The sequence below is a fragment of the Luteimonas aquatica genome (genome assembly GCF_022662575.1).
In the GTDB taxonomy this organism is placed as follows: Bacteria; Pseudomonadota; Gammaproteobacteria; order Xanthomonadales; family Xanthomonadaceae; genus Luteimonas; species Luteimonas aquatica.
The window spans coordinates 924,848-950,123 of sequence record NZ_JALBFU010000001.1 but is presented as its reverse complement, the minus strand read 5'-3'; the positions used below and the strand labels follow the sequence as shown (position 1 = coordinate 950,123).

Below are 25,276 nucleotides of genomic sequence, written 5' to 3'. Positions count from 1 at the left end.
GGCGCGCGCTGCGCCCGCGGCGCGGATTTGGTGGACAATCGGGCCTTCCGATCTATGTGCTTCCTAACAGGATGTCAGGTGCCATGAAAGCCGCATCGCCGCCGCCCTTCGAAACCCACGTGGTCGACAACCAGCCGCCGGAGTTCGCGCCGCGCGACCTGTGGGCGGACGACGCGGCGCTGCGCGAGGGCGTGGCGCGCGAGGGCGCCGCCGCGTTCGCCGGGCGCATCGCCGCCTACGGCGCCGTCGCCGGCGGCGAGCAGTACGCGCTGAGCTTCGACGCGCACCGCGACAAGCCGCGCCTGCGCACGCACGACCGCTACGGCCACCGCATCGACACGGTCGAATTCCATCCCAACTACCACCGCATCATGCAGGCGGCGATCGAGCACGGCGTCGCCGGCCTGTCCTGGGCCGAGCGCGGCGCGGGATCGCACGTGGCGCGCGCGGCGCTGAGCTATCTGCACCATCAGGTGGAACCGGGCACCAGCTGTCCGCTGACCATGACCCATGCCGCGGTGCCGGTGCTGCGGCATGCGCCGGCGCTGCGCGAATGGGCGGAGAAGGTCGCCGCCTGCCGCTATGATGCGCGCGATGTCGCCATCGCCGACAAGCCCGGCGTCACCCTGGGCATGGGCATGACCGAAAAGCAGGGAGGCAGCGACGTACGCGCCAATACCACGCGCGCCACGCCGACCGCGGACGGCGAATACCGGCTGGTGGGACACAAATGGTTCTTCTCTGCGCCGATGTGCGACGGCTTCCTGGTGCTGGCGCAGTCGGCGGGCGGCCTGGGCTGCTTCCTGATGCCACGCCGGCTGCCCGACGGCAGCCGCAACGCGTTCCGGCTGATGCGCCTGAAGGACAAGCTCGGCGACTGGAGCAACGCCTCCAGCGAGGTCGAGTTCGTCGATGCGCTGGCCTGGCGCGTGGGCGAGGAAGGGCGCGGCATCGCCACCATCCTGGAAATGGTGATGCTCACGCGCCTGGACTGCATGCTCGGTTCGTCCGCGCAGATGCGCATGGCGCTGGCGCATGCGCTGCACCATGCCGCGCACCGGCGCGCGTTCGGCAGGGCGCTGATCGAGCAGCCGCTGATGCGCAACGTGCTGGCCGACCTGGCGCTGGAGGCCGAGGCCGCACTGGCCCTGTCGCTGCGCGTGGCCCGCGCGGTGGACGCCGGCGGCCGCGGCGACGCGCAGGAAGCCGCCTTCGCGCGCATCGCCACCGCCATCGGCAAGTACTGGATCTGCAAGCGCTCGCCGGCCTTCGTCAACGAGGCGCAGGAATGCCTGGGCGGCGCCGGCTACGTCGAGGAGTCGATCCTGCCACGCCTGTACCGGCAGGCGCCGCTGAATTCGATCTGGGAAGGCTCCGGCAACATCCAGTGCCTGGACGTGCTGCGCGCGCTCTCGCGCGAGCCGGAGACCGGCATCGCGCTGCTGGCCGAACTCGAATCGGCACAGGGCCTGCATCCGGCCTACGATGCCGCGCTGGTCGCGCTGAAGAGGGCGCTGGCGCCGGGCGGCAGCGACGAGGCCGGCGCGCGCGTGCTCGCCGAACGGCTGGCGCTGGCGCTGCAGGCCTCGGTCCTGCTGCGCACCGGCAGTCCCGCGGCCGAGGCCTTCTGCGTCAGCCGCCTCGGCGGCGGGCACGGCCTGGCGTTCGGCACGCTGGCCTCCGATACCGACTGCGGCGCGCTGATCGAGCGAGCGCGGGCCTCGGGGGCGGCCTGATGCGTCATCGGAGCAGAGGCGACGGCACGCAGGCGGGTGCGATGAACATGCGGCGATCGCGCCGCCGGTGGCTGCTGGCGTGCCTGCTGGCCGCTGTGCCGTTCGCGCTGCCGGCCCAGCCGCCGGCGATGGCCGCGGCCGCGCAGCGCGCCGACCGCATCCATGTCGACAAGTCGGAGCGGCGCATGGAACTGCTGCGCGACGGCCGCGTGCTGCGCAGCTACCGCGTGCGCCTGGGCGACGCGCCGGTGGGACACAAGCGCCAGCAGGGCGACGAGAAGACGCCCGAGGGCGACTACCGCATCAGCGGCCGCAATCCCAACAGCCGCTTCCACCTGTCGCTGCGCGTCTCGTATCCCGATGCCGCCGACCGCGCGCAGGCGCGCGCGCGCGGCGTCGATCCCGGCGGCGACATCTTCATCCACGGCGGCAGCTACGCGCAGTCGCTGCGCGACTGGACCGACGGCTGCATCGCGGTGACCGACGCGGAGATCGAGGAAATCTGGTCGCTGGTGCCCACCGGCATCCCGATCGGCATCGATCCCTGAGGCGCGATTTCCGGGCACGCCCCTGCGGGCGGCGGAGAAGCGGCGGCTTATTCCTTCTTGATCGCGTGCCCGCCGAACTCGTTGCGCATCGCCGCCAGCAGCTTGTCGCCGAAGGAGTCGTCGTCGCGCGAGCGCAGGCGTTCGAGCAGCGAGAGCGTGATCACCGGCGCGGCGACGTCGAGCGCGATGGCCTCGGCGGCGGTCCAGCGGCCCTCGCCGGAATCGGCCACCCAGGGCGCGATGCCGTCCAGCGCGGGGTTCTTGCGCAGCGCGTCGGAGGTGAGGTCGAGCAGCCAGGAGCGCACCACGCTGCCGGTGCGCCAGATCTCGGCGACCTGGTGCAGGTCGAGCGCGAACTCGCGCTTGTGCTGCATGATCGAGAAGCCCTCGGCGTAGGCCTGCATCAGGCCGTACTCGATGCCGTTGTGGACCATCTTGGTGAAGTGCCCGGCGCCGCTCGGGCCGACGCGGCCCCAGCCCTTGTCGGGGGCCGGCGCCAGCGTCTGGAAGACCGGCCGCAGGTAGTCGACCGGCGCTTCCTCGCCGCCGATCATCAGGCTGTAGCCCTCCTGCAGCCCCCAGATGCCGCCGCTGGTGCCGCAGTCGATGCCGTGCAGGCCGCGCGCGCCCAGTTCGCGCGCGCGCCGCACGCTGTCCTGGTAATAGGAATTGCCGCCGTCGATCACGATGTCGCCCGCCACCAGCAGCGGCAGCAGCGCCGCCAGCGTGTCGTCGACGATCTTGCCGGCCGGCACCATCAGCCAGAGCACGCGCGGAGCGGGAAGCGCCTGCACCAGGGCCTGCAGCGACTCGGCGGTCTCGACGCCGCGCTGCGCGGCGGCCATCGCGGAGGGGGGGTGGAGCCCGTGCAGGCCGCGCGCGCCCTGTTCGCGCGCGCGCCGCACGCTGTCCTGGTAATAGGATTTGCCGCCGTCGATCACGATGTCGCCCGCCACCAGCAGGGGCAGCAGCGCCGCCAGCGGGTCGTCGACGATCTGGCCGGCCGGCACCATCCCCCAGCGCCCGCGCGGCGCGGGACGCGCCTGCACCAGGGCCTGCAGCGACTCGGCGGTCTCGACGCCGCGCTGCGCGGCGGCCTCGCGCGCGGCCTGTACCGGATCGAAGCCGCGTACGCGATGGCCGCCGCGCAGCAGGCGCTCGGCCATGTTGGCGCCCATGCGGCCGAGGCCGATCATTGCGAGTTCCATGCTGACTCCGGATGTCGGGGGGAAAGCGATTCTCTCACGCCGCCGGTGAATTCCCCGCCGCGCGAGGGCACGGCGGGGAGCGCGCAGTGTTGTGCAGCGCGGCGTTGCGCAGCGGCCGTCAGTCCAGGAACTGCAGCCGCGCCAGTTCGGCGTACAGGCCGTCCTGCGCCAGCAGCTCGGCGTGCGTGCCCTGGGCGACGATGCGGCCGCGGTCCATCACCACGATGCGGTCGGCCTTGAGCACGGTGGCCAGGCGGTGCGCGATCACCAGGGTGGTGCGGCCGGCCATCAGGTTCTCCAGCGCCTGCTGCACGGCGCGCTCGCTCTGCGCGTCGAGCGCGGAGGTCGCCTCGTCGAGGAGCAGGATCGGCGCGTCCTTGAGCAGCGCGCGGGCGATGGCGATGCGTTGCTGCTGGCCGCCGGACAGGCGCGCGCCGCGTTCGCCGAGCTGCGCGTCGTAGCCCTCGGGCAGCGCGCGCAGGAACTCGTGCGCCTCCGCGGACGCGGCCGCCGCCTCGATCTCGGCCTGGCTCGCCTCCAGGCGGCCGTAGCGGATGTTGTCGCGGGCGCTGGCGGCGAAGATCGTGGGCTGCTGCGGCACCAGGGCGATGCTCTCGCGCAGCGCCGCCGGGTCGAGCGTGCGGATGTCGACGCCGTCGACGGTGATGCCGCCCGACTGCGGATCGTGGAAGCGCAGCAGCATCGAGAACACGGTGCTCTTGCCGGCGCCCGAAGGGCCGACCAGGGCCACGGTCTCGCCGGGCGCGACGTGCAGGCTGAAGTCCTCCAGCGCCGCCGCGTCCGGCCGCGAGGGATAGTGGAAGACCACGTCGTCGAAGCGCAGCTCGCCGCGCACCGGCCGCGGCAGCGCCGCCGGATGCGCGGGCGCCCGGATGTCGGTGCGTTCCTCCAGCAGCTCGGAGATGCGGCTCATGCCGCCGGCCGCCTTCTGCAGCTCGTTCCAGGTCTCGGCCAGCGCGCCGATCGAGCCGCCGCCGAACAGCGCGTAGAGCACGAACTGGCCGAGCGTGCCGGCGCTCAGGCGCCCGTCGATGACGTCGTGCGCGCCGGTCCAGAGCACCAGGATGATCGAGCCGAAGACCAGCGCGATCGCGGTCGCGGTGACCAGCGACTGCATGCCGATGCGGCGCCGCGCGGTGGCCACGGTGGCGGCGACGGCGTCGGCGAAGCGGCCGCGCTCGAAAGGCTCGCGCGCGTGCGCCTGCACGGTGCGGATCGCGCCCAGCGCCTCGGCGGCCAGGGTGTTGGCGTCGGCGACGCGGTCCTGGCTCTGCCGCGAAATCCGGCTCAGGCGCTGGCTGCCGAGCACGATCGGCAGCACGCACAGCGGAATGCCGATCAGGGTATAGCCGGCCAGGCGCGGACTGGTGACCACCAGCATCGCGATGCTGCCCAGCACCATCACGCCGCTGCGCAGGGCCACCGACATGCTCGAGCCGACCACGCTGCGCAGCAGCTCGGTGTCCGCGGACAGGCGCGAGACCAGCTCGCCGCTGCGGGTGCGTTCGTAGAAGGACTGCCCCAGCCCGACCAGGTGCGCGTACAGCTGCGTGCGCAGGTCGGCGACCACGCGCTCGCCCAGCAGCGAGACGAAGAAGAAGCGCGCGGCGGTGGCCAGCGCCAGCGCCACCGCCACCAGCAGCAGCAGGAAGAAGGTGGCGTCGATGTTGTCGCCGCTGGAGAAGCCGTGGTCGATCATGCCGCGCACCGCCAGCGGCAGGCTCAGCGTGGCGGCGCTGGAGGCGGCCAGGGCCAGCAGCCAGGCCACGAACAGCGCCTTGTGGCGCAGCACGAAGGGCCAGAGCGCGCCCAGGCTGCCGAGACGGGGTTTGGGCTTGGCGGGAGACTCAGGCGTTGCCGACATCGAGGATCCTGGTGGGGCGCGGACGCGGAAGCCGGGCGGGCGCCCGGACGCAGCGGCGGCGGTTATGGCTGGCCGAAGCGTACCCGGTCCCGGGTGGCGTCTCGCAACAGCGTTTTCAAGGCGTCGACGCGATCGGCGGGCAGGCGCAGGCGCAGCACGGCGCCGCCGACGTCGAAGCGTTCCTCGAGTTTTTCCGCCGCCAAGGCGCCCAGCGCCGCGTGCACGTGGCCGAGGTCGTCGAAGCCGGCGTGGACCTCCAGCTCGGCCAGGACGATCAGCTGCACGCGTTCGGCGCGGCGCAGGCACTCGGCCGCGGCGCCGCCGTAGGCGCGGATCAGTCCGCCGGCGCCGAGCTTGATCCCGCCGTACCAGCGCGTGACCACCACCACGGCGCCGTCGAGGCCCTGGCCGTCGATGGCGGCCAGAATCGGCCGTCCGGCGGTGCCGGCCGGCTCGCCGTCGTCGCTGGAGCGGTAGTGGTCGCCGATGCGATAGGCCCAGCAGTTGTGGGTGGCGTCGGCGGCCGAGACCGCCTCGACGAAGGCGAGCGCGGCCTGCGCGCTCGCCGCCGGCGCGGCCTGGGCGAGGAAGCGGCTGTGCTTGATCTCCACCGCATGGCTGGACGCGGCCGCGAGCGTGCTTCTGTCCGGCACGCCGCCGCCGGGCACGTGTCTGTCCGCCGCCATCGGCCTATTCCGGCAGCAGTTGGCGCAGGTCGTCCGGGATCTCGGCCTCGGGATAGCGGCGATGGTATTCGCGCAGGCTGTCGCGCGCGGCGTCGCGCTCGCCGCGCGCGACCAGTTCGCGCACGCGCCGCAGCCAGGCCTCGCGCACCTGCGGGGAGTCGGCGGAGGCGGGCGGCTCGTCGTCGAGCGGCTGGTCCTCGAAGCCGCGCACGACGCGCGCGCCGCTGACCTCGATCCGGTCCAGTTCCTTTTTCTGCTCGGCTTCCTGGCGCGGGGGCGGCGGAGGCGGAGGCACCGCGGCGCCGTACGCGCTGGCGGCCGCATTGCCGTCGGCGGAGGCATCGGCGGACGGCGCCACCGCCTCGGCCTGCGCAGGGGCGCGGCGGCTCTTGGCGCGCTGTTCGAGCGGTTCCATGGCCGGCGGCACCGCGGACAGTTCGGCCGGCATCTGCGCCGCGTCCCGCGCGGAAGCCTGCGGCGATGGCGGTGCCGGCGGCGCGGGGGGTGGGGCCGCGACCGGCGCCGGGGGGATCGGCGGCGCGGTCACGACGCGCTCGAGATCGGGTGCCGCGTCGGCTTGCGCAGGTTCGGGCGGCGCCGGCGTGTCGATGATGGCGGCCTGGGCGGCGGCCGCGCCTGGCTCGTCGCCGTTCTGTGGGGTCTCATGGGCCTCGGCGGGCTGCTCAGCGACCGGCGCCGGCTCGATCACGGGCGCGGCGTCGGCGGCCTGCGCGTCGGCCTCGGGCGGTGCCGCGGCATCGGCCGACGGGCCGCCCGCGGCTCCCGCGCCCGTCGGCGGGATCTCCGAGACGCTGACGATCTGCAATTCCTCGCTCGGGCGCAGCTGCCAGGCCAGGCCGAAGGCGAGCGCCAGCGTCGCGGCGACGCCGAACACAGCCGGCCAGCGCCGCCGCGCGCGCCGGCGCGCGGTCGCGGCGCGCGCGGCCGTCGAGGGCGGCGCAGGCTGCGGCGCGGCGACCGCCACGCGCGCGGCGCGCAGGATGCTGGCATCCAACGCCGGCGACGGCCCGCGCTGCGGCGCGGCGCGGGCGATCTGCGCGGCGAGCTCGCGCTCTTCGGGCGTCAACGCCGCGTCGGAATCGCGATCGGGGCCGGGAATGTCGTGCGGGGTGTTCATGCGTGCGAGGCCTCGGCGGGCCCCAGTCGGGTACGGAGCTTGTCCATCGCGTAGCGCAATCGCGATTTGACGGTTTCGCGGCCGACGCCGGTGACGGCGCCGATTTCCTCCAGGGTCAGTTCCTGCTCCAGGCGCAGCAGGATCACTTCGCGCTGTTCCTCGGGCAGCTCGTCCAGCGCCAGCTGCACCAGGCGCCGCTGCTCGAATTCCGACAGGCTACGCTCGGGCGTGTCGGGATCGGGTATACGCGCGGCGCGCTCGTCGGCGTTGTCCGGCGCCGGCGGACGGTGCTTGAGCGCGCGCCAATGGTCGCCGAGGCGGTTGTGGGCGATGCGGTACAGCCAGCTGGAGAAGGATCCGTCGGGTTTCCAGTCCAGGCGCGCGGCGATCACGCGCTGCCAGACGTCCTGGAAGAACTCGTCGGCCAGCGCCGCATCGCGCAGCTGGCGCAGCAGGAAGCGGTGCAGGCGCAGGCGGTGGCGGGCATAGAGCTGCTCGAACGCCGCCACGTCGCCGCCGGCGTAGGCCGCCATCAGCGATTCGTCGCTGGTGTCGTCATTGACTGCGGCGCTGGCGGCGGCGACATCGTCCATCCGCGGCAGGGTAAGCGTTGCCGCGCCCCAGGTGAAGCCCGGGGCACGGGCGCCGACGGGCCGCCGGCCCCCGCCGGCGGCGGCCGGGACGGGGGCGGCGAGGGCCGTGGAGTGCGCTGGCAGCGGCATGTGCTTGCGAATCGCTCGTTCGGGCCGGCCGGATTCACTCGGCGACCATGCCGACCTTCGGCGCGTCGCCGTCGGTCAGCGCGCGCGCCTGCTCGACCAGCTGCACGAATTCGGCGCGCTGCTGCGTGCGGTCCTCGCCCAGCGCGCCGCGCGCCTCGCGGGCGATGTCGCCCCAGTTCCAGTTCGCCAGGTGCGTGCCGCCGCGCAACGCGTCGGCGTAGGCGGCCACGGCGGCGGCGAAGCGCAGCGTCGGGCTCGGCTGCGCGCGCAGCGCGCTGCGCAGGATCGGCGTGGCGATCAGCTGGCTGGTCTGCTCTCCGGGACGCTTGTAGCGCAGGCGCAGTTCCGCCAGCTCGCCGGCCTTGGCGCCGGTCGCCGGCCCGGCCTCGGTACCGTAGCGCAGCGGCGGCAACTGCTCGGCGCCCGAGCCCGCCGGCGTGATCTCGTACAGGGCCGTCACCTCGTGCCCGGCGCCGATGTCGCCGGCGTCGACCTTGTCGTTGGCGAAGTCCTCGCGGCGCAGCACGCGGTTCTCGTAGCCGATCAGGCGGTACTCGGCGACCTGCGCCGGATTGAATTCGATCTGGATCTTCACGTCCTTGGCGATGGTGAGCAGGGTGGCGCCCATCTGCTCGACCAGCACCTTGCGCGCTTCGCGCGGCGTGTCGATGTAGGCATGGTTGCCGTCGCCGACGTCGGCCAGCTTCTCGGCCATCGCGTCGTTGTAGTTGCCCTCGCCGAAGCCGAGCGTGGTCAGCGCGATGCCGGACTTGCGCTGGTCGGCGACCAGCGTCTCCAGCGCGCCCTGGTCGACGGTGCCGACGTTGAAGTCGCCGTCGGTGGCCAGGATCACGCGGTTGACGCCGCCGGCGACGAAGCCCTGCCTGGCCGTCGCATAAGCCAGGCGGATGCCGTCGCCGCCGTTGGTGCTGCCGCCGGCCTGCAGGCGGTCGAGCGCGGCGAGGATCTCGCCCTGCCGGTCGCCCGGGGTGGGCGGCAGCACCAGGCCGGCGGAACCGGCATAGACCACGATCGACACCTTGTCCTGCGCCCGCAGCTCGCGCGCCAGCTGGGTGAAGGCCTGCTTGAGCAGCGGCAGCTTGTCGGGCGACTCCATCGAACCCGAGGTATCGATCAGGAACACCAGGTTGGCCGGCGGCAGCGTCGCCTTGGGCACGTCGTAGCCCTTGATGCCGACCATCAGCAGCTGGCGCTTGCCGTTCCAGGGGGCCGGACTGAGTTCGGTGGTGACGCGGAAGGGCGTCTGCCGCGACGCCGGCGCCGGATGGCCGTAGCTGAAGTAGTTGATCATCTCTTCCGCGCGCACCGCATCGGCCGGCGGGCGCACGCCCTGGCGCAGCATGCGGCGCACGTTGCTGTAGCTGCCGGTATCGACGTCGATGGAGAAGGTGGAGACCGGCTGCTCGCTGGCGCGGTGCACCGGGTTGTCCTCGTGATCGGCGTACTTCTCGGTATTGCTCGGCTGCCAGTACGGCGGCGGCGCCGGCATGGCGAGGGCGGCGGCCGGCGCGTAGGCCGGGGCGCCGCCATCGGCGACGGCGCGCTTGCTGCGCTTTGCGCCGGTGACCACGATGCGCTCGAGCGAGCGCTGTTCCGCCAGCGGCGCCGGCGGGGCGGGCGGAGCGGTCGGGGCGACGGCCGCGATATCCCGGTCGGCTTCGTCGGCGGGCTGCCGGGCGGTCGGTTGCTGTTTCTGGGCCGGCCCGACGGTCGTGCAGGCGGAGAGCGCCAGGGCGCAGAGCAGGGCGGAAGCGAGCGTGCGGCGTTGCATGGGTGTCTCCCGGAATGGACGGGAGAGCTAACGCGCGGCCGCCGCGAACGGGGTTGGCGATCGCGGCGCGCGGCCGCGATCGCCCGTTCAGGGCGCTCCGCGCCTCCGCCGTGGCGGACGGCGCGGACGCAAGCGGCGACTAGAACCTGAAATCGACCTTGGCGTAGTAGTAGCCGCCGTTGGTGCCGAAGGGCAGGGTTTCCCAGCCGTACTTGAAGCCCATCTGCGGGAACGGCGCGCCGCCGACCGGATCCCACTTGTCGGGATAGGCGTCGAAGACGTTGTTGGCGCCGACGGTCAGCTTGAGGTTCTTGTTGAAGCGGTAGCCGACCGCGACGTCGCCCAGCCACTCGCCGCCCCAGGTCTGCTTGACCAGGGTGAAGCCCTTGCCGGCGACGCTGCCGAAGTAGTTGGCTCGCGCCAGGAAACTCCAGTTGCCGGTGGTGTACACGCCCTGCAGCACGTGGTGCGCACGCGGCTGGCCGCGTTCGACCAGCAGCACCTGCTCGTCGCCGAACAGCTTGTCGACGCCGATGATGTCCGACTGCGACTTGCGCTTGGTGACCTCGGTCTTGTTCCAGTGCACCAGCGCGGTCAGGTCCAGGCGCGAGCCGCCGTCGAAATCGATGCCGTGCTCGGCGACGATGTCGATGCCCTGGGTCTTGGTGTCGATGGCGTTGGTGAAGAACTGTGCCTGGCCGACGCGGAAGGGTTCGAGCACGCCGCGGATCGGGCAGTTGCCGTTGTCGGGCCGGCAGGGCAGGTCGTCGGTGCCGACCGGCTCGGGGCCGATGCTGCCGGAGAAGATGATGCGGTCCTTGATGTCGATGCGGAACACGTCGACGGTGAAGGTGGTGTTCTCGCTCGGCTTGTAGACCAGGCCCAGCGTGCCGCTGGTGGAGGTCTCCTCCTTGAGCGGCTTGATGCCCAGCGCGCGCGTCACCGCGCTGTCCTGGCGCGCGGTCAGGGTGTCGGTGAGGTTGCCGGCGGTGTCGAAGTTGGTGGACACCTGGCTGTAGAACTGCTGCTGCACGCCAGGCGCGCGGAAGCCGGTGGACAGCGTGCCGCGGATGGCGAATTTCTCGGTGGCGTCGAAGCGCGCGGACAGCTTGCCGGTGGTGGTGTTGCCGAAGTCGGAATAGTCCTCGAAGCGCACCGCCGCGCCGAGCAGGAAGCGCTGGGTCAGCTTGGCCTCGGCGTCGAGGTACACCGCCATGCTGTGGCGGCCGTCGTCCACCGCGGTACCGGGCGTGAAGCCGGGGAAGCCCTGGATGCCGGGAGGCGCGACGGCGCCGCTCGGGGTAAGGATCGGGATCGCGCCGCTGTTGGTGCGGCCGTAGCTGTAGGAGACCGGATCGCCGGCCTTGATCTTGTAGTTGTCCTCGCGCCATTCGAAGCCGGCGGCCAGCGACAGCGGATTGTCGTTGAAGCCCTTGACGGTGCCGCGGAAATCCAGGTTGAAGGTGGTCTGGTCGAACTGCAGACCGCCGGTGTAGGCGCTGTTGGGCGACTGCGCATAGATGCCGCTGCCATCGGGCTTGGGCTCGTACCACCAGCTCACGTTGATCGAGTTGCCTTCGGCGAAGTCGAACTTGCTGCGGCCGCGGTTGACCGACACGTCCCAGTCCCAGTTCTCGCCCAGCGGCGCGCGGTAGCCGAAGGCCAGCGACGCATCCTCGACGCTGGTCAGCAGGTTGGGCAGGAAGCCGTCCGGGTAGACCTCGGGCACCGCGCGCTCGTCGCCGGCGGCGCGGAAGATGCCGGAGGAGTCGCCCTTGCGCTTGGAGTAGCCGCCGAACCAGTACAGCTCGCCTGGGCCGATCGGCACCGCCGCGTTGGTCCACAGGTAGGCGTCGGTGGAATCCGCGTCGCCCAGGCGCAGCGCCACGCGCGGCGGGTTCAGGTCGAGGTTCGGGCCGGCGCGGTTGGTCTCGCCGCGGTCGCGGTATTCGAAGGTGAAGTTCAGGAAGCCGCCGTCGGCCAGGCCGAAGCCGGTGTTGAGGCCGCCATGCAGCACCTCGCCGTCGCCGGCATAGGTCTGGCCGACTTCCAGCGATCCCGAGGTGTCGGTGCTGCGCTTGAGCACGATGTTGATGACGCCGGAGATGGCGTCGGAGCCGTACTGCGCCGCCGCGCCGTCGCGCAGCACCTCGATGCGTTCGATCGCCGAGATCGGGATCGCGTTGATGTCGGTGCCGGCCGAGCCGCGGCCGATGGTCTGCTGCACGTTGACCAGCGCCTGCTGGTGGCGGCGCTTGCCGTTGACCAGCACCAGCACCTGGTCGGGGCCGAGCGCACGCAGCGTGGCGGGGCGGATGATGTCGGTGCCGTCGCTGACGAAGGTGCGCGAGAAGTTGAAGCTCGGCTCCAGCATCTGCAGCGCCTGGCCGATTTCCTGCACGCCGGCGCTTTGCAGCTGTTCGCGGCTGATCACGTCCACCGGCGCCGCGGCTTCGGCGGCGGTGCGGCCGCGCGCGCGCGAACCGATGACCTCGATGGTGTCCAGTTCGGTGGGTTGCGCGGCGGCGGGCGGTTCGGCCTGCGTGGCCGTGGCCGTCTCCTGGGCGGCGGCGGGCAGCGCGGCGAGCAGTGCGAGGGCGAGCGTGCTCAGCGGCATCAACGCGCGTGCGGACGTGGCGTGGCGTTTGGACATCTTGGATTGGACTCCCGGTGGCAGCGCGCGCGAACGCCGGCGCCCGGATGGGCGCGCTCCCCGCGATCGCGGCGATGTGATGGATCCCCCTGCGCGCTAGATAGCATCCGCGTCGGCGATTGTGAAGCCGCGTTGACGCGCCATGCGTGTGCAGACGCAGCAATCATCGGAAACCGGCATTACACGCGCAGAAACGACATGCGCAGAATCATCACGATCGATGTGTAGACGAGGTGAAGGCGCGTGTCCGGCGATGCGCAGGCGCGCGACGCGGATCGTCACGCGCGCGCGAGGCATCGCCGGGATGTTGCGTGTCGGCCGTCACGGCGCAACGGTGCGCCGTGACCGTCCCGTCAGCCGCGGATCACCAGCAGGCGCGGCTCGGACATGTCCTCCATCGCGTAGCGCACGCCCTCGCGGCCGAGGCCGGAATGCTTCACGCCACCGTAGGGCATGTTGTCGACGCGGAAGCTCGGCACGTCGCCGACGATCACGCCGCCCACCTCCAGCGCGTCCCAGGCGCGCATGGCGTGCGCGAGGCGGCCGCTGAAGACGCCGGCCTGCAGGCCGAAGTCGCTGTCGTTGACGCGCGCGATGGCGTCCTCGAAATCGTCGAAGGGCTCCAGGCAGGCGACGGGACCAAAGGCCTCCTTGCGGTACAGGTCGGCCTCGCGCGGCACGTTCTCCAGCAGCGCGGCGGGCAGCAGGTTGCCCACGCGCTCGCCGCCGACCAGCACCTTGGCGCCGCTCTTCCTCGCGGCCTTGATCCAGGATTCGACGCGCCTGGCGGCCGCTTCGTCGACCATCGGGCCGATGAAGGTCTTTTCCTCGCGCGGATCGCCGGTCCTGAGCCCGGCGACCGCCGCCTTGAGCTTGCGCCGCAGCTTCTCGTAGATGTCGGCATGGACGAGGATGCGCTGCACGCTGATGCAGCTTTGTCCCGACTGGTAGTAGGCGCCGAAGACCAGGCGCTCGACCACGGCGTCGAGAGCGATGCCCGGGTCGTCATCGACGATGCACGCGGCGTTGCCGCCCAGCTCCAGCGTCACCTTCTTGCGGCCGGCGCGCGCCTTCAGGTCCCAGCCGACCAGGCCGCCGGTGAAGCTGAGCAGCCTGATGCGCTCGTCCTCCACCAGCAGGCCGGCGTCCTCGTTGCTGCAGGCCAGTACCGAGAACGCGCCGGCGGGCAGGTCGGTCTCGGCCAGCACCTCGCCGATGATCAGCGCGCCGATCGGCGTCTTCGGCGCCGGCTTGAGCACGAACGGGCAGCCGGCGGCGATGGCCGGGGCCACCTTGTGCGCGACCAGGTTCAAGGGGAAGTTGAACGGCGTGATGAACGCGCAGGCCCCGATCGGCACGCGCTTGACCATGCCGCGGTAGCCGCGCGTGCGCGGGGAGATTTCCAGGTCGATCACCTCGCCGCCCAGGCGCGTGGCCTCGCCGGCGGCGATGCGGAAGGTGTCGATCAGGCGGGTGACCTCGCCGCGCGCGTCCCTGATCGGCTTGCCGGCCTCGATGCACAGCGCCAGCGCGAGTTCCTCCTGGCGCTCGCTGAAACGGCGCACGCAATGCTCGAGCACGTCGCGCCGCGCGTCGTGCGGCATCGCCGCCATCGCCGGGGCGGCCTTGTGCGCGGCGACGATCGCCTTGCGCACCGCGACCGCGTCGGCGAAGGCCACGCGGGTGGCGCGCTTGCCCGAGTACTTGTCGAGTACCTCGAGGTCGGCATTGGCGGCCACCGGCTTGCCGGCGAGGTAGTAGGGATAGCGTTTCTTCAGCATGCGGGATCCGTTCGATGCGCGGAGGGGGCGTTCCGGCCGACAGGATCGCGCATGCGGCGTAAAAAGTCAGTGTGAAAATCCGGCGCCGCTTCGCATCGCCGAGCCTCGGCGGATCTTGTCAGCCGTCCTCGTCCCGCGCGGGGGATTCCACGCGCACGCGCAGATGCCCGTCGCTCAGGCGCGCATCGAGGCGATCGCCGGGACGCGCGTCGGCGACCGCGCGCACCACGCGGCCGTCCTCGTGCCGCAGGATCGCGTAGCCGCGCGCCACCGTCGCCAGCGGACTCACCGCCTCCAGCGAGCGCGCCAGCCCGCGCGCGCGCAGCGCCTCGCGCTGCAACTGCCGGACGATCGCCGCGCGCGGGCGCGGCGCGAGCCCGGCCAGCCGTTCGCGCAGCAGCGCCAGGCGCCGCCGCGGGTGCGTGGCGCGCAGCACGGCGTCGGCGTGGCGCAGCGCGGCGAGGTCGCGATCGGCGCGCGCGCGCCAGGCCGCCGACAGGCGCCGCAGCGCCTCGCGCTGGCGTTCGCGCAGCGCTCGCAGCCGCGCCTGCGGGCGCAGGGCGTTCAGCCGCAGCGCGGCGCGGTCGGCGCGCTGCATGGCGTTGCGCAGCCGGTGCAGGTGCAGGGTCTGCAGGCGCCGCTGCAGGCCGGCGAGCCGCGTCAGCAGGTCGCGCCGGTCGGGGGCCAGCAATTCCGCGGCGACCGAGGGCGTGGGTGCGCGCAGGTCGGCGGCGAAGTCGGCGAGGGTGAAATCGGTCTCGTGGCCCACCGCGGACACCACGGGCGTGGGCGAGGCCGCGATCGCGCGCGCCAGCGCCTCGTCGTTGAAGGCCCACAGGTCCTCCAGCGAGCCGCCGCCGCGCGCGAGCAGCAGCGCGTCGTAGCGGCCCGAGGCGTTGGCGCGCGCCAGCATCGCTGCGATCTGAGCGGCCGCCGTCTCGCCCTGCACGGGCACCGGCAGCACGTCCACCTCGAGCAGCGGGAAGCGCCGCGCCAGCACGCTCAGCACGTCGCGCACCGCCGCGCCGCTCGGCGAGGTGAGCACGCCCAGGCGGCGCACGTAGGCGGGCAGGGGGCGCTTGCGCTCGGCGTCGAACAGGCCCTCGGCCTGCAGCTTGGCCTTGAGCTGCTCGAAGGCGCGGCGCAGGGCGCCTTCGCCGGCCTCCTCCAGCGAATCGAGGATCAGCTGATAGTCGCCGCGCGCCTCGTACAGCGTGAGCCGGCCGCGCGCGAGCACGCGCAGGCCCTCGCGCGGCTGGAAAGGCAGCCACTGGCTCTTGGGCTTGAACAGGGCGCAGCGCACCTGGGCGCGCGCGTCCTTGAGGGTGAAATACAGGTGCCCCGAGGCCGGCCGCGACAGGTTGCCGAGTTCGCCTTCCACCAGCACCACCGGAAAGGCGTCCTCCAGCAGGCCGCGCGCCAGGGCATTGAGTTGGCTGGGGGTGAGGACGTCGCGGGAGGAAGGCTGCATCGCGACAGCCTAGCAGGCCGCTGGAAAACAGGCCGCCGGTGGGATGGCCGCGACGACCAGGCAAAGCGCGCAAGGGCTCGATTCGGCGCGAACGAGTCCGGGCATGGACCGGGCCGGCGACATGAAAAACGCACGGCGGGTGCGCTTTGAGCAATCCGCCGGATCAGGACGCCGCCGGCGTCATGCCTCAGGCGATGGCGGACCAGGCGACGGCCAGCACCTCGCCGCGCGCCATGCGGTTCAGGTGTTCGGCGACCACCGGCTGCAGTTGCGCCGCGCGCGCCGGATCGGCGGCGTCGATGACCGCCTCCAGCGCGGCGTCGGAGGCGTCCAGCCGCACCTGGGTGTGCGCGTCGAAGGCGATGCGACCATGACCCTCGCCGGATTCGACCTGAAACTTGTGGCCCCAGTGGGCGCACAGGCGCTTGACGAGGCGGGCGCCGTCGGCGGTGGGGATGGAGGCGGACGTGGTGGCCATGAACGGTTCCTGCGTGGGGGGCGTTCCCCTACATCTGGGGCGCGGCGGCGATTGCAAGGCCGGCCGCGGCACCGGGGCGGGAAGCTGCGTTGCAGACGCCTCCCCGCTTCCCGCATCGGAGCGCAACGGCGGCGCGCGCGCGGATTCCGGCGTCCATGTCCCAGGCTAGAATGTCGCCATGAACGCCCAGTCCTTGCCTTGCCACCGCGATCCCGCGCCGGCCTTCGGCCCGCAGCCGCGCCGCGCCACGCGCCAGGTGCGCATCGGCGGCGTGGCCGTCGGCGGGCAGGCGCCGGTGGTGGTGCAGTCGATGACCAACACCGACACCGCCGACGTCGCCTCCACCGTCAAGCAGGTGGCCGAGCTCTGGCGCGCCGGCTCGGAGCTGGTGCGGGTGACGGTGAACAATCCCGAGTCCGCCGCGGCCGTGCCCAGGATCGTCGAGAAGCTGGCGATGATGGGCATCCAGGTGCCGATCATCGGCGACTTCCACTACAACGGCCATCAGCTGCTCGCCAACGAGCCGGCCTGCGCGCAGGCACTGGCCAAGTACCGCATCAACCCGGGCAACGTCGGTTTCGGCAAGAAGAAGGACCTGCAGTTCGCGCAGCTGATCGAGTTCGCGATCCGCTACGACAAGCCGGTGCGCATCGGCGCCAACTGGGGATCGCTGGACCAGGCGCTGGCGGCGCAGCTGATGGACGAGAACCATCTGCGCGCCGAGCCCTGGGACGCCGGCCGCGTGCTGCGCGAGGCGCTGATCCGCTCGGCGCTGGACTCGGCCGCGCGCGCGGTCGAGCTCGGCCTGCCGGCCGCGCGCATCGTGCTCAGCTGCAAGGTCAGCGGCGTGCAGGAGCTGATCGCGGTGTACCGCGATCTGGCCTCGCGCTCGGACTTCGCCCTGCACCTGGGCCTGACCGAGGCCGGCATCGGCAGCAAGGGCATCGTCGCCTCCAGCGCGGCGCTGTCGGTGCTGCTGCAGGAAGGCATCGGCGACACCATCCGCATCTCGCTCACGCCCGAACCCGGCACCTCGCGCACGCAGGAGGTGGTGGTGGCGCAGGAACTGCTGCAGACCATGGGCCTGCGCGCGTTCACGCCGATGGTCACCGCCTGCCCGGGTTGCGGGCGCACCACGTCGGAATTCTTCCAGGAGCTGGCCAAGGTCGTGCAGCAGCACGTGCGCGACCGCATGCCGGAATGGAAGGTGAGCCATCCGGGCGCCGAGAACCTGACCCTGGCGGTGATGGGCTGCGTGGTCAACGGCCCGGGGGAATCGCGCCACGCCAATATCGGCATCTCGCTGCCGGGCACGGGCGAGGCGCCCGCCGCGCCGGTGTTCATCGACGGCGAGAAGGCGATGACGCTGCGCGGGGAGAACATCGCGCACGAGTTCGTCGGCGTCATCGACGACTACGTCGAGCGCAAATACCGCCGTGCCGCGCAAGCCGGCTGAGGCGTCCTCGGCCCTGCGCGAGGAGGCGCGGGCCGGCGCCGGCTTCCTGCGTCGCCGCGGCTGGCGGTTGCTGCTGCTGTTCGCCGGCGTGCTGCTGCCGCTGTGGCTGTTCGTGGAACTGGCCGACGAGGTGCACGAAGCCGAGGCTTTCGCCTTCGACGAACCCATGCTGCTGTTCGCCCACGAGGTCGCGCGCTCGGGTTTCGACCGCGTGTTCCTGGTCTTTTCCGCGCTCGGCTACGAGTACGGCGTGGTCCCGGTCGACCTGCTGCTGGTGCTGGGACTGGCGCTGCGCCGGCGCCTGGCCGAGGGCATCTTCGCCGCGGTGGCGCTGGGCGGCTCGGCGCTGCTGAATATCGCGGCCAAGCAGTTCTTCGCGCGCGAGCGGCCCAGCCTGTGGGAATCGATCGCGCCCGAGCACAATTTCAGTTTCCCCAGCGGCCACGCGATGGGCTCGATGACGCTGGCCCTGGTGCTGATCCTGCTGGCCTGGCCGACGCGCTGGCGCCGCTGGGCGGTGGCGGGGATGGCGGTGTTCGTGCCGATGGTCGGCTTGTCGCGGATCTACCTCGGGGTGCATTACCCGTCCGACATCCTCGCCGGCTGGGCCGCGGCGGCGGTGTGGACGGTCGGCGTCTATGCGCTGGTGTTCCGCGGCGGGCTGCGGCCGTGGCGGCAGCGCCCGGGCACCGCGCCCGGCTAGGCGTCGCGCCGGGCCGGCGCTACTGCCTGTAGGCCTGTTCGCGCGCCTGCAGCAGGCGCTGGCGCAGATACGCATCGCGGCTGAGGCCGCCGGGGATGTGCGGCATCGCCATCACCTCGGCGACGATCTCGCGTTCGCGGGATTTGTAGTCGCGGAATTTCGGATCGTGCTGCAGCTGCGCGTTCCATTCGGCCTCGCGCCGCTGCGCAGTGTCCCGGTAGCGCTGCACCAGCGCCGCCATCTGCTCGGCGCGCGCCGGCTCCTCGGCGCCGCTGGCCTGGATCAGGGCGGCGCGCAGCAGCAGCGCCTCGCCGGCGGAGAGCTGCCGCGCCCGCTCGTAGGCGTCGATCTGCGCGCTGAGCGCGCGCGCGCGCTCGGAGCGCTGCACGGCGTTCATGGCGGACGCCTCGCGCAGGTAGGCGCGGATGTCGGCGTCGAAAGCCCTGCGCGCGGCGTAGTCCCGCGCCTGCGGCGTGGCCCGCAAGGCGGCGAGCTCGGTGGCGGAGGCGGGCACCGCGGCGGGCGCGGCCGAGGGGCCGGCGTCGGAGAAGGCTCCGGCGGGCGCACGCGTGCGCAGCGCGTGCCAGCCGAACGCGCCGGACACGGCCAGGACCAGCAGGAAGATCAGCAATCGGATTTTAATGGGCGTTCGCGCGGGAGCGGATCCGGTCCGCTCCCGCGCGCAGGGTGGCGTCGCCGGTCAGATTAACTGATCGACCAGCCAATAGAGCAGGTTGAAGGGCTTGTTGCGGTCGGCGGTGTCGTCGTTCTCGGAGGCGTCGAGCACCTTGCCCTGGCCGTCGAGGACGCTGTCGATGAAGTTCTTCAGCTCCAGGTCCTGCGCCTGGATGTCGCCGTTCTTGAAGTCGACGATGGTGGTGCAGTGGCTTTCGTTGACGGCGCGGTACTGCGGGAAATAGCCGCCGAAGTTGTCCAGGCCGTCCAGGGTGAAGCGCAGGCGGCCGGTGTCGACGGACCACTTGGCGTGGATCAGCTGCTCCTTGGTGGCCTGGTCGGGCGCGTTCTCGATTTCGGGATAGAAGCGCTCGTAGGAATAGCTGGAGAAGTTCAGGTCCTGCCAGAAGTGGGTATGGCCGAGGCGGTCCTGGGCGAACTTGCCCGACAGCGCCGGGTACAGCGAGCCGAGGTCGTTGCGGTCGAGCTGGGGCAGCAGGCTCGACAGGTACCACAGCGGCCCGTCGGGCGCGTCCAGGCCCCAGGCGTCGCGAATCTTCAGGTTCAGCGGCTGCGAGGGATATTGCTGCGGATCGGCGTCGAGCGGCGCCGAATACACCGGGCCGGAATCGTCGATCAGGAAGCCCTTGTCGGGGGCGATGTCGTTGCGCAGGCCGACATAGTTGGTCAGGCTGCCGACGCCGCCGGCGCTGCAGCCGGTGGACAGCATCTGCGTCGGGCGCGGCAGGTTGTCCTTCAGCCACGCCGTCACCGCGCGCACGTTGCGCAGGCCGTTGTGGTGCCAGATCAGCGGCGCGTTCTGCCCGGTGGGATCGTCGTACACGGCGACCTTGTCGCCGCTGTAGATGTCGCCAGTGCAGTAGGGCACGTAGACCATGTTCCACTGCTGCGTCTTCACCGCGTCGAACGGGCTGACGCGGGTGACGAACGGGCTGACCAGGCTGGAGCCCGGGTTGAGCAGGCTCATGTAGTCGTCGGGGATGCCGTTGGGGTTGCGCGCGCCGCGGATGCCGGTCTGGCCGGTGCAGCTGGCGTAGTCCCAGCACGCGCCGCCGCCTTCCATGTAGATGATGGTGTTGCGCGTGTTGGCGACGCGGTTGACGAAGAACTTGTACGGCGAGCCGTTGCCGCACACCGCCCCGGTGCCCGGCGCGAGCTGCACGGTCTGCCAGGTGCCGTAGGCGCCGGGACTGAAGCCGTCGTCGAAGCCGGCGGTCGGGTTGCTGAGCAGCGGATAGGCGCCTTGCCGGTCACGCGGCTGGACCTTGTTGTCGGCGGCCGGCGGCGAGACCAGGTTCACCAGGGTTTGCCAGAAGCTGTAGTCGCCCGCCTCGGCATGCGCGGTTTGCGCGGCGAGCACGGTGACGGCGGCGGTCGCCAGGACCAGGGGCAGATGTTGGGGCGCGCGCTTGCGTAGGGCCATGATCCATACCTCCTGAAATGGATTGAATGACAGCTTGGGATGAGACGGATGCGTCGCAGTCCGATTGCCTGCATCCGTGTCGTACGGCGGCGTATGGAGTAGCACCGTCCTCGTGAAAGGGTCAACAAGGACGTGCGTTCGGAGCCTAGGTGTCCGGAAATGCCACGCTGCATTGCCGTTTTGCCCCCCGCCGGGGCCCAGGTCGCGGCGCCGGGCTTCGTGCGCTGCAACATGGTTTTGCGGCGATCACTCGCCGGGCTTGGCCGCCTCCACCGGGGCGGCGGTGGCCGCGCGCTGCGCCAGCACGGCCTCGCGGTGGGCGATGTAGGCGTTGGCGGCGAGGATGATGGCGGCGCCGATCAGGGTCGTCCGGCCGAGCGATTCGTCGAACAGCAGCCAGCCGGCCAGCGAGACGATCGGCAGCTGCATGAAGCTGATCGGCGTCAGCGCCGAGACGTCGCCGAGCTTGAGCGCGCGCGTCCACAGCAGCTGCCCGCCGGTGCCGAAGACGCCGGTGGCCAGCAGCCAGACCCAGGCGATGCCCTGCGGCCATTGCCAGACGAACAGCGCGGGCACGAACGACAGCGGCACCCAGAACAGGTAGGTGTAGAACACGATGGTGTCGGCGGAATCCACCGCCGAGAGCTGCTTGATCTGGATCGCGACCACCGCGCTGAGCACGGCCGCCAGCACCGCCACCAGGCTGCCGGCGCTGAAGGCGTGCGACCAAGGCTGCACCACCACCAGCACGCCGAGGAAGCCGACGAAGACCGCTGCCCAGCGGCGCATGCGCACGACCTCGTTGAGCCAGAGCACGGCGGCGATGGTGACGAACAGCGGAGTCGAGTAGGACAGGGAGATCGCCTGCGCCATCGGCAGGTGGCCGATGGCCCAGAAACCGGCCAGCATCGATCCCATGCCGATGGCGCTGCGCAGCAGATAGCGCGGCAGCTGCCGCGTGCGCGGCAGCGGGCGCCCGGCGCGCAGCAGCAGCGGCAGCAGCGCCAGCAGGCCGAAGGCGTTGCGGAAGAAGGCGATTTCCAGCGTCGGCAGCGTCTGCGAGGCGAAGCGGATCGCCACCGCCATCAGGCCGAAGCAGAACGTGCTCGCCAGCATCAGCAGGGCGGCGCGGACGGGCGTGGAGAGGGGGGCGGACATCGGAGGGTCTTCGGGCCGGCGCGCGCTTGCGTACCGGCGGGTGGGATTGGGAGGGCGTTCGCGATCGGCGTGTCCGGCCGCTCAGTTCCAGCTGTCCTGCACGATGCGTGGTTCGGGTTCCAGCGCCACGCCGAAGCGCTCGCGCACGGAGCCGGCGATCCGCCGCGCCAGCGCCAGCAACTGCGCGCCGGTGGCCCGGCCGTGGTTGACTAGCACCAGCGCGTGCCGGTCGGACACGCCTGCGTCGCCGTCGCGGAAGCCCTTCCAGCCGCAGGCATCGATCAGCCAGGCCGCGGAGAGCTTGCGCGTGTCCGTCCCCGCGCCGGGGAAGACGGGCAGCGTGGGATGCTCGGCCCGCAAGGCCTGCGCGAGCGCGTCGGGCACGATCGGATTCTTGAAGAAGCTGCCGGCGTTTCCGATCAGCGCCGGGTCGGGCAGCTTGCGGCGGCGGATGCGGATCACCGCCTCGGCGACCTGCGCCGCGCTCGGCGCGGCGATCTCCATCGCGGCGAGCTCCTCGCGCAGCCCGGCGTAGTCGAGCACCGGCGCGGCGCGGCGCGCGAGCGCGAACTCGACCGCGGTGACGATCCAGCGCTCCGGTTCGCGCTTGAAGACGCTGTCGCGGTAGGCGAAGGCGCAATCGCGCGGCTCGAACCGGCGCAGTGCGCCGGTGGCGCGCTCGAACGCCTCGACGCGGTGGATGCGCGTTTCCACCTCCACGCCGTAGGCGCCGATGTTCTGGATCGGCGCCGCGCCCACGGTGCCGGGAATCAGCGCCAGGTTCTCCAGGCCGGCCAGGCCGCGCGCCAGCGTGTCCATGACCAGGCCGTGCCAGGGCACGCCGGCGTCCGCGCGGACGATGACGCGGTCGTCGGCGTCGGCGAGGACGGAAATCCCGCGCGCCTCGATCGAGACGAGCGGCGCCTGCGGATCGCCGGCGAACAGCAGGTTGCTGCCGCCGCCCAGCACCAGCGGCGTGGCGCCGGCCAGCTCGGCGGCGAACAGCGCCGGCAGGCTGGCCACCTCGCGCACCTCGGCCAGCAGGCGCGCGCGCGCGGCCACGCCGAAGGTGTTGCGCGCGCGCAGGTCGGCGTCGGTGACCAGTCGATAGCCCGCGGTCATTTCACGATCGGCAGGTTGCCGCGGCTGGGCATTTCCTTGCGGCGGCGGATCGCGGCGTTGCACTCGGCGATCAGGCCCGGGCCGCGGTAGATCAGCCCGCTGTAGCACTGCACCAGCGTCGCGCCGGCGGCCATCTTCTGCACCGCGTCGGCGCCGGAGAGGATGCCGCCGACGCCGATCAGCGGGATCCCGTCGGGCAGGCGGGTACGCAGCATGCGCAGCACCGCGGTCGATTTTTCCATCAGCGGCGCGCCGGACAGGCCGCCGGCCTCGCCGGCGAGCGGGTGCTCCTGCAGGCCGGGGCGCGCCACCGTGGTGTTGGTCGCGATCACGCCGTCGACCTGCAGGTCGGCGAGCACGCGCGCGGCGGCGGCGATGTCGTCGTCGGAGAGGTCGGGCGCGACCTTCACCAGCATCGGCACGCGCTTGCCGTGGCGCGCGCCCAGCCGCTCCTGCGCCTCGCGCAGGGCGCCGACCAGGCGGCGCAGCGCCTGTTCCTCCTGCAGCTCGCGCAGGCCGGCGGTGTTGGGCGAGGAGATGTTGACGGTGATGTAGTCGGCCAGCGCATAGACGCGCTCCAGGCAGAACAGGTAGTCGGAGACGGCCAGCTCGTTGGGCGTGTCCTTGTTCTTGCCGATGTTGATGCCGAGCAGCCCGTTGCGGCGCCGGGCGCGCGCGACGTTGGCGACGAGCGCGTCGACGCCCTCGTTGTTGAAGCCGAGGCGGTTGATGATCGCCCGCTGCCCGGGCAGGCGGAACATGCGCGGCATCGGATTGCCCGGCTGCGCCTTGGGCGTGACCGTGCCGATCTCGACGAAGCCGAAGCCGAGCGCGAGCAGGGCGTCGATGTGCGCGCCGTTCTTGTCCAGGCCGGCGGCCAGGCCGACCGGGTTGGGGAAGGTCAGGCCGAAGGCGCGGGTGGGGAAGGCGGGCGGCCGCCGCGCCAGCAGCGGGGTCATCCCGGTGCGGTAGGCGGCCTCGAGCGAGGACAGGCCGATCCCGTGCGCGCGTTCGGCGTCGAGGCCGAACAGGAAGGGGCGGGCGAGCCGGTACACGGCGGGCCTAGTGCAGCGCGCCCGCGAAGACGCGGGTCCGGTAGTCGAAGTCGACGCAGCCATCGGTCGCGCTGGCGTCGAACAGTTCGCGCAGCGCCGCGAGCATCGGCTCGAAGCGGGGATGGCCGGGGCGCGGCGCGTAGGAGGAGGACAGCAGGCGTCCGCGCAGGCCGTCGAAATCCACGCGCTGGCGGTTGGGGAAGCTGGCCATGCCGTGGAAGCCGGCGCCGAACCAGCGCCGCATGGTCTCGTCGTCCTGGTAGCGTTCGGCGACGCTCTCGTAGTCGGTGCCGAAGTCGCGCAGCAGCCGCTCGTAGCCTTCCAGGAAGGCGGACCCCTCGAGCACGCGCGAGTTCCAGTAGACCACCGCCAGCCCGCCGGGCCGCAGGATGCGCGCCCATTCGCCGCGCACCTTGTCGGTGTCGAACCAGTGGAAGGCCTGCGCCGCCGAGACCAGGTCGACGCTGGCGTCGGCCAGGGTGGTGGCCTCGGCCGGCGCCGCGACCCAGCGCAGGCCGGGGAATGCGCGCAGCCACTCGCGCGCGGCCTCGCGCATCGCCGCGTTCGGTTCCACGCCGACCACCGGATGGCCCGCCTCCAGCCACATGCGCGTGGAGATGCCGGTGCCGGCGCCGATATCGGCGACCACCCGGTCCGGAGTGACGCCTTCGGCCTGGCGCAGCCAGGCCAGCAACGCCGGCGGGTAGCCCGGACGGTAGCGGACGTAGTCGTCGACGCGGTTGCTGAAACGCTCGGTGGGCTCGGCCGTCATGGTCTATCCATTCAACAACTGGCCGCCGTCGACGATCAACGTCTGCCCGGTGATCCAGCCGGCCCAGGGCGAGGCGAGGAAGACCGCGGCATTGGCCACCTCCTCCGGCGTGCCGAAGCGGCCGAAGGGGATCTTCGACAGCGTCGCGGCGTAGAGGTCCGGCTGCTCGCGCTTGAGGCGGTCCCACAAACCGTCCGGAAACTCGATCGACCCCGGCGCGATGGCGTTGACGCGGATGCGCTGCGGCGCCAGCGCCAGGGCCTGCGAGCGCGTGTACTGCACCAGGGCCGCCTTCAGGGCGGCATAGGCCGCGGTGCGGACATTGGGATGGAAGGCGGAGATCGAACTGGTGTGCAGGATGCACGGATGGGCGGAGGCCTGCAGGTGGGCAATGGCCGCGCGCGAGGCGCGTACCGCCGCCATCAGGTCGACCTGGAAATTGGCGCTCCAGTCCTCGTCCCGGCCGTCCCGGAAGCCGTAGCCGCTGGCGTTGTTGACCAGCACGTCGATCCCGCCCAGGGCCCGGGCGGCATCGCCGATGTACGCGGCGATCGCCTCGGCGTCGGCCAGGTCGCAGGATTGCGCATGCGCCGCCACGCCGCGGGCGGCGATCGCGTCCCGGGTGTCGGCCAGCGCCGCGGCGCCGCGCGCGCAGACCGACACCGACGCCCCGGCCGCGGCGAAGGCCAGGGCGATGGCGCGGCCGATCCCCCTGCTGCCGCCGGCCACGACGACCCGGTGCCCGCGCAGATCGAAGGGTGGGGGAGGGGGCGTCATGCGCTTGCGGCCGCGG

The 25,276-nt window shown here is 72.1% G+C and carries 21 protein-coding genes and 1 pseudogene; 4 read left to right on the top strand and 18 right to left on the bottom strand.

What is annotated here, in order from left to right:
• The first annotated feature begins 83 nt into the window (after positions 1-83).
• A complete protein-coding gene (locus MD221_RS04370; RefSeq protein ID WP_425602198.1) occupies positions 84-1,736 on the top strand; it encodes an isovaleryl-CoA dehydrogenase in 1,653 nt (550 codons plus the stop codon).
• 41 nt (positions 1,737-1,777) lie between these two features.
• Positions 1,778-2,284 carry a L,D-transpeptidase family protein gene (locus tag MD221_RS04365; RefSeq protein WP_242108088.1) on the top strand — a complete coding sequence of 169 codons (507 nt, stop codon included), beginning with the start codon at positions 1,778-1,780 and terminating at the stop codon, positions 2,282-2,284.
• Positions 2,285-2,331: 47 nt separating this feature from the next.
• Here MD221_RS04365 and gnd read toward each other — a convergent pair whose 3' ends face one another.
• The 11 genes and pseudogenes from gnd to MD221_RS04310 form a co-directional block, all read right to left on the bottom strand.
• Positions 2,332-3,228, bottom strand: coding sequence for a phosphogluconate dehydrogenase (NAD(+)-dependent, decarboxylating) (gnd, locus tag MD221_RS04360; RefSeq protein WP_425602216.1), 897 nt, complete (start codon positions 3,226-3,228; stop codon positions 2,332-2,334).
• A gap of 171 nt (positions 3,229-3,399) precedes the next feature.
• Positions 3,400-3,480 (bottom strand): annotated as a pseudogene (locus MD221_RS17495) (NAD(P)-binding domain-containing protein); the annotation flags it as partial.
• 130 nt (positions 3,481-3,610) lie between these two features.
• On the bottom strand, positions 3,611-5,377 hold the full coding sequence (locus tag MD221_RS04350; protein ID WP_242108087.1) for an ABC transporter transmembrane domain-containing protein: 1,767 nt from the start codon (positions 5,375-5,377) through the stop codon (positions 3,611-3,613).
• A 62-nt stretch (positions 5,378-5,439) separates the two neighbouring features.
• Entirely contained in the window at positions 5,440-6,063 is a 624-nt protein-coding gene (locus MD221_RS04345; protein WP_242108085.1) for an IMPACT family protein, read from the bottom strand.
• 4 nt (positions 6,064-6,067) lie between these two features.
• A complete protein-coding gene (locus MD221_RS04340) occupies positions 6,068-7,201 on the bottom strand; it encodes a hypothetical protein (RefSeq protein WP_242108083.1) in 1,134 nt (377 codons plus the stop codon).
• Positions 7,198-7,794: an RNA polymerase sigma factor gene (locus tag MD221_RS04335; protein WP_242108082.1), complete on the bottom strand. Its 597-nt coding sequence runs from the start codon at positions 7,792-7,794 to the stop codon at positions 7,198-7,200. The genes MD221_RS04340 and MD221_RS04335 overlap by 4 nt, the downstream gene beginning before the upstream one ends.
• Before the next feature lie 163 nt (positions 7,795-7,957).
• On the bottom strand, positions 7,958-9,715 hold the full coding sequence (locus MD221_RS04330) for a vWA domain-containing protein (RefSeq protein ID WP_242108081.1): 1,758 nt from the start codon (positions 9,713-9,715) through the stop codon (positions 7,958-7,960).
• 139 nt (positions 9,716-9,854) lie between these two features.
• Positions 9,855-12,368 carry a TonB-dependent receptor plug domain-containing protein gene (locus MD221_RS04325; protein ID WP_242108080.1) on the bottom strand — a complete coding sequence of 838 codons (2,514 nt, stop codon included), beginning with the start codon at positions 12,366-12,368 and terminating at the stop codon, positions 9,855-9,857.
• Positions 12,369-12,721: 353 nt separating this feature from the next.
• Positions 12,722-14,149, bottom strand: coding sequence for an aldehyde dehydrogenase family protein (locus MD221_RS04320; RefSeq protein WP_242108079.1), 1,428 nt, complete (start codon positions 14,147-14,149; stop codon positions 12,722-12,724).
• A gap of 118 nt (positions 14,150-14,267) precedes the next feature.
• A complete protein-coding gene (gene xseA / locus MD221_RS04315; protein WP_242108078.1) occupies positions 14,268-15,620 on the bottom strand; it encodes an exodeoxyribonuclease VII large subunit in 1,353 nt (450 codons plus the stop codon).
• Positions 15,621-15,807: 187 nt separating this feature from the next.
• The gene (locus tag MD221_RS04310) at positions 15,808-16,098 is read right to left on the bottom strand and encodes a DUF2218 domain-containing protein (RefSeq protein WP_242108076.1); all 291 of its coding nucleotides are present in this window, start codon (positions 16,096-16,098) and stop codon (positions 15,808-15,810) included.
• Between the two features lie 178 nt (positions 16,099-16,276).
• Here MD221_RS04310 and ispG point away from each other — a divergent pair, with 178 nt between their 5' ends.
• Both ispG and MD221_RS04300 read left to right on the top strand, forming a co-directional pair.
• Entirely contained in the window at positions 16,277-17,554 is a 1,278-nt protein-coding gene (ispG, locus tag MD221_RS04305; RefSeq protein WP_242108074.1) for a flavodoxin-dependent (E)-4-hydroxy-3-methylbut-2-enyl-diphosphate synthase, read from the top strand.
• The gene (locus MD221_RS04300) at positions 17,535-18,257 is read left to right on the top strand and encodes a phosphatase PAP2 family protein (RefSeq protein ID WP_425602197.1); all 723 of its coding nucleotides are present in this window, start codon (positions 17,535-17,537) and stop codon (positions 18,255-18,257) included. Before ispG ends, MD221_RS04300 begins: the two co-directional genes overlap by 20 nt.
• 19 nt (positions 18,258-18,276) lie before the next feature.
• Here MD221_RS04300 and MD221_RS04295 read toward each other — a convergent pair whose 3' ends face one another.
• From MD221_RS04295 to MD221_RS04265, 7 genes are all read right to left on the bottom strand, one after another.
• On the bottom strand, positions 18,277-18,888 hold the full coding sequence (locus MD221_RS04295) for a hypothetical protein (RefSeq protein WP_242108073.1): 612 nt from the start codon (positions 18,886-18,888) through the stop codon (positions 18,277-18,279).
• 69 nt (positions 18,889-18,957) lie between these two features.
• Entirely contained in the window at positions 18,958-20,376 is a 1,419-nt protein-coding gene (locus MD221_RS04290) for a pectinacetylesterase family protein (RefSeq protein ID WP_242108072.1), read from the bottom strand.
• A 246-nt stretch (positions 20,377-20,622) separates the two neighbouring features.
• Positions 20,623-21,534, bottom strand: a complete 912-nt coding sequence (locus tag MD221_RS04285; protein WP_242108071.1) for a DMT family transporter — start codon at positions 21,532-21,534, stop codon at positions 20,623-20,625.
• Positions 21,535-21,615: 81 nt separating this feature from the next.
• Positions 21,616-22,656, bottom strand: coding sequence for a UDP-N-acetylmuramate dehydrogenase (gene murB / locus MD221_RS04280; protein WP_242108070.1), 1,041 nt, complete (start codon positions 22,654-22,656; stop codon positions 21,616-21,618).
• Positions 22,653-23,711: a quinone-dependent dihydroorotate dehydrogenase gene (locus tag MD221_RS04275; RefSeq protein WP_242108069.1), complete on the bottom strand. Its 1,059-nt coding sequence runs from the start codon at positions 23,709-23,711 to the stop codon at positions 22,653-22,655. Before MD221_RS04275 ends, murB begins: the two co-directional genes overlap by 4 nt.
• A 7-nt stretch (positions 23,712-23,718) precedes the next feature.
• Positions 23,719-24,483, bottom strand: coding sequence for a class I SAM-dependent methyltransferase (locus MD221_RS04270; protein ID WP_242108068.1), 765 nt, complete (start codon positions 24,481-24,483; stop codon positions 23,719-23,721).
• Between the two features lie 3 nt (positions 24,484-24,486).
• On the bottom strand, positions 24,487-25,260 hold the full coding sequence (locus MD221_RS04265; RefSeq protein WP_242108067.1) for an SDR family NAD(P)-dependent oxidoreductase: 774 nt from the start codon (positions 25,258-25,260) through the stop codon (positions 24,487-24,489).
• Positions 25,261-25,276 lie beyond the last annotated feature (16 nt).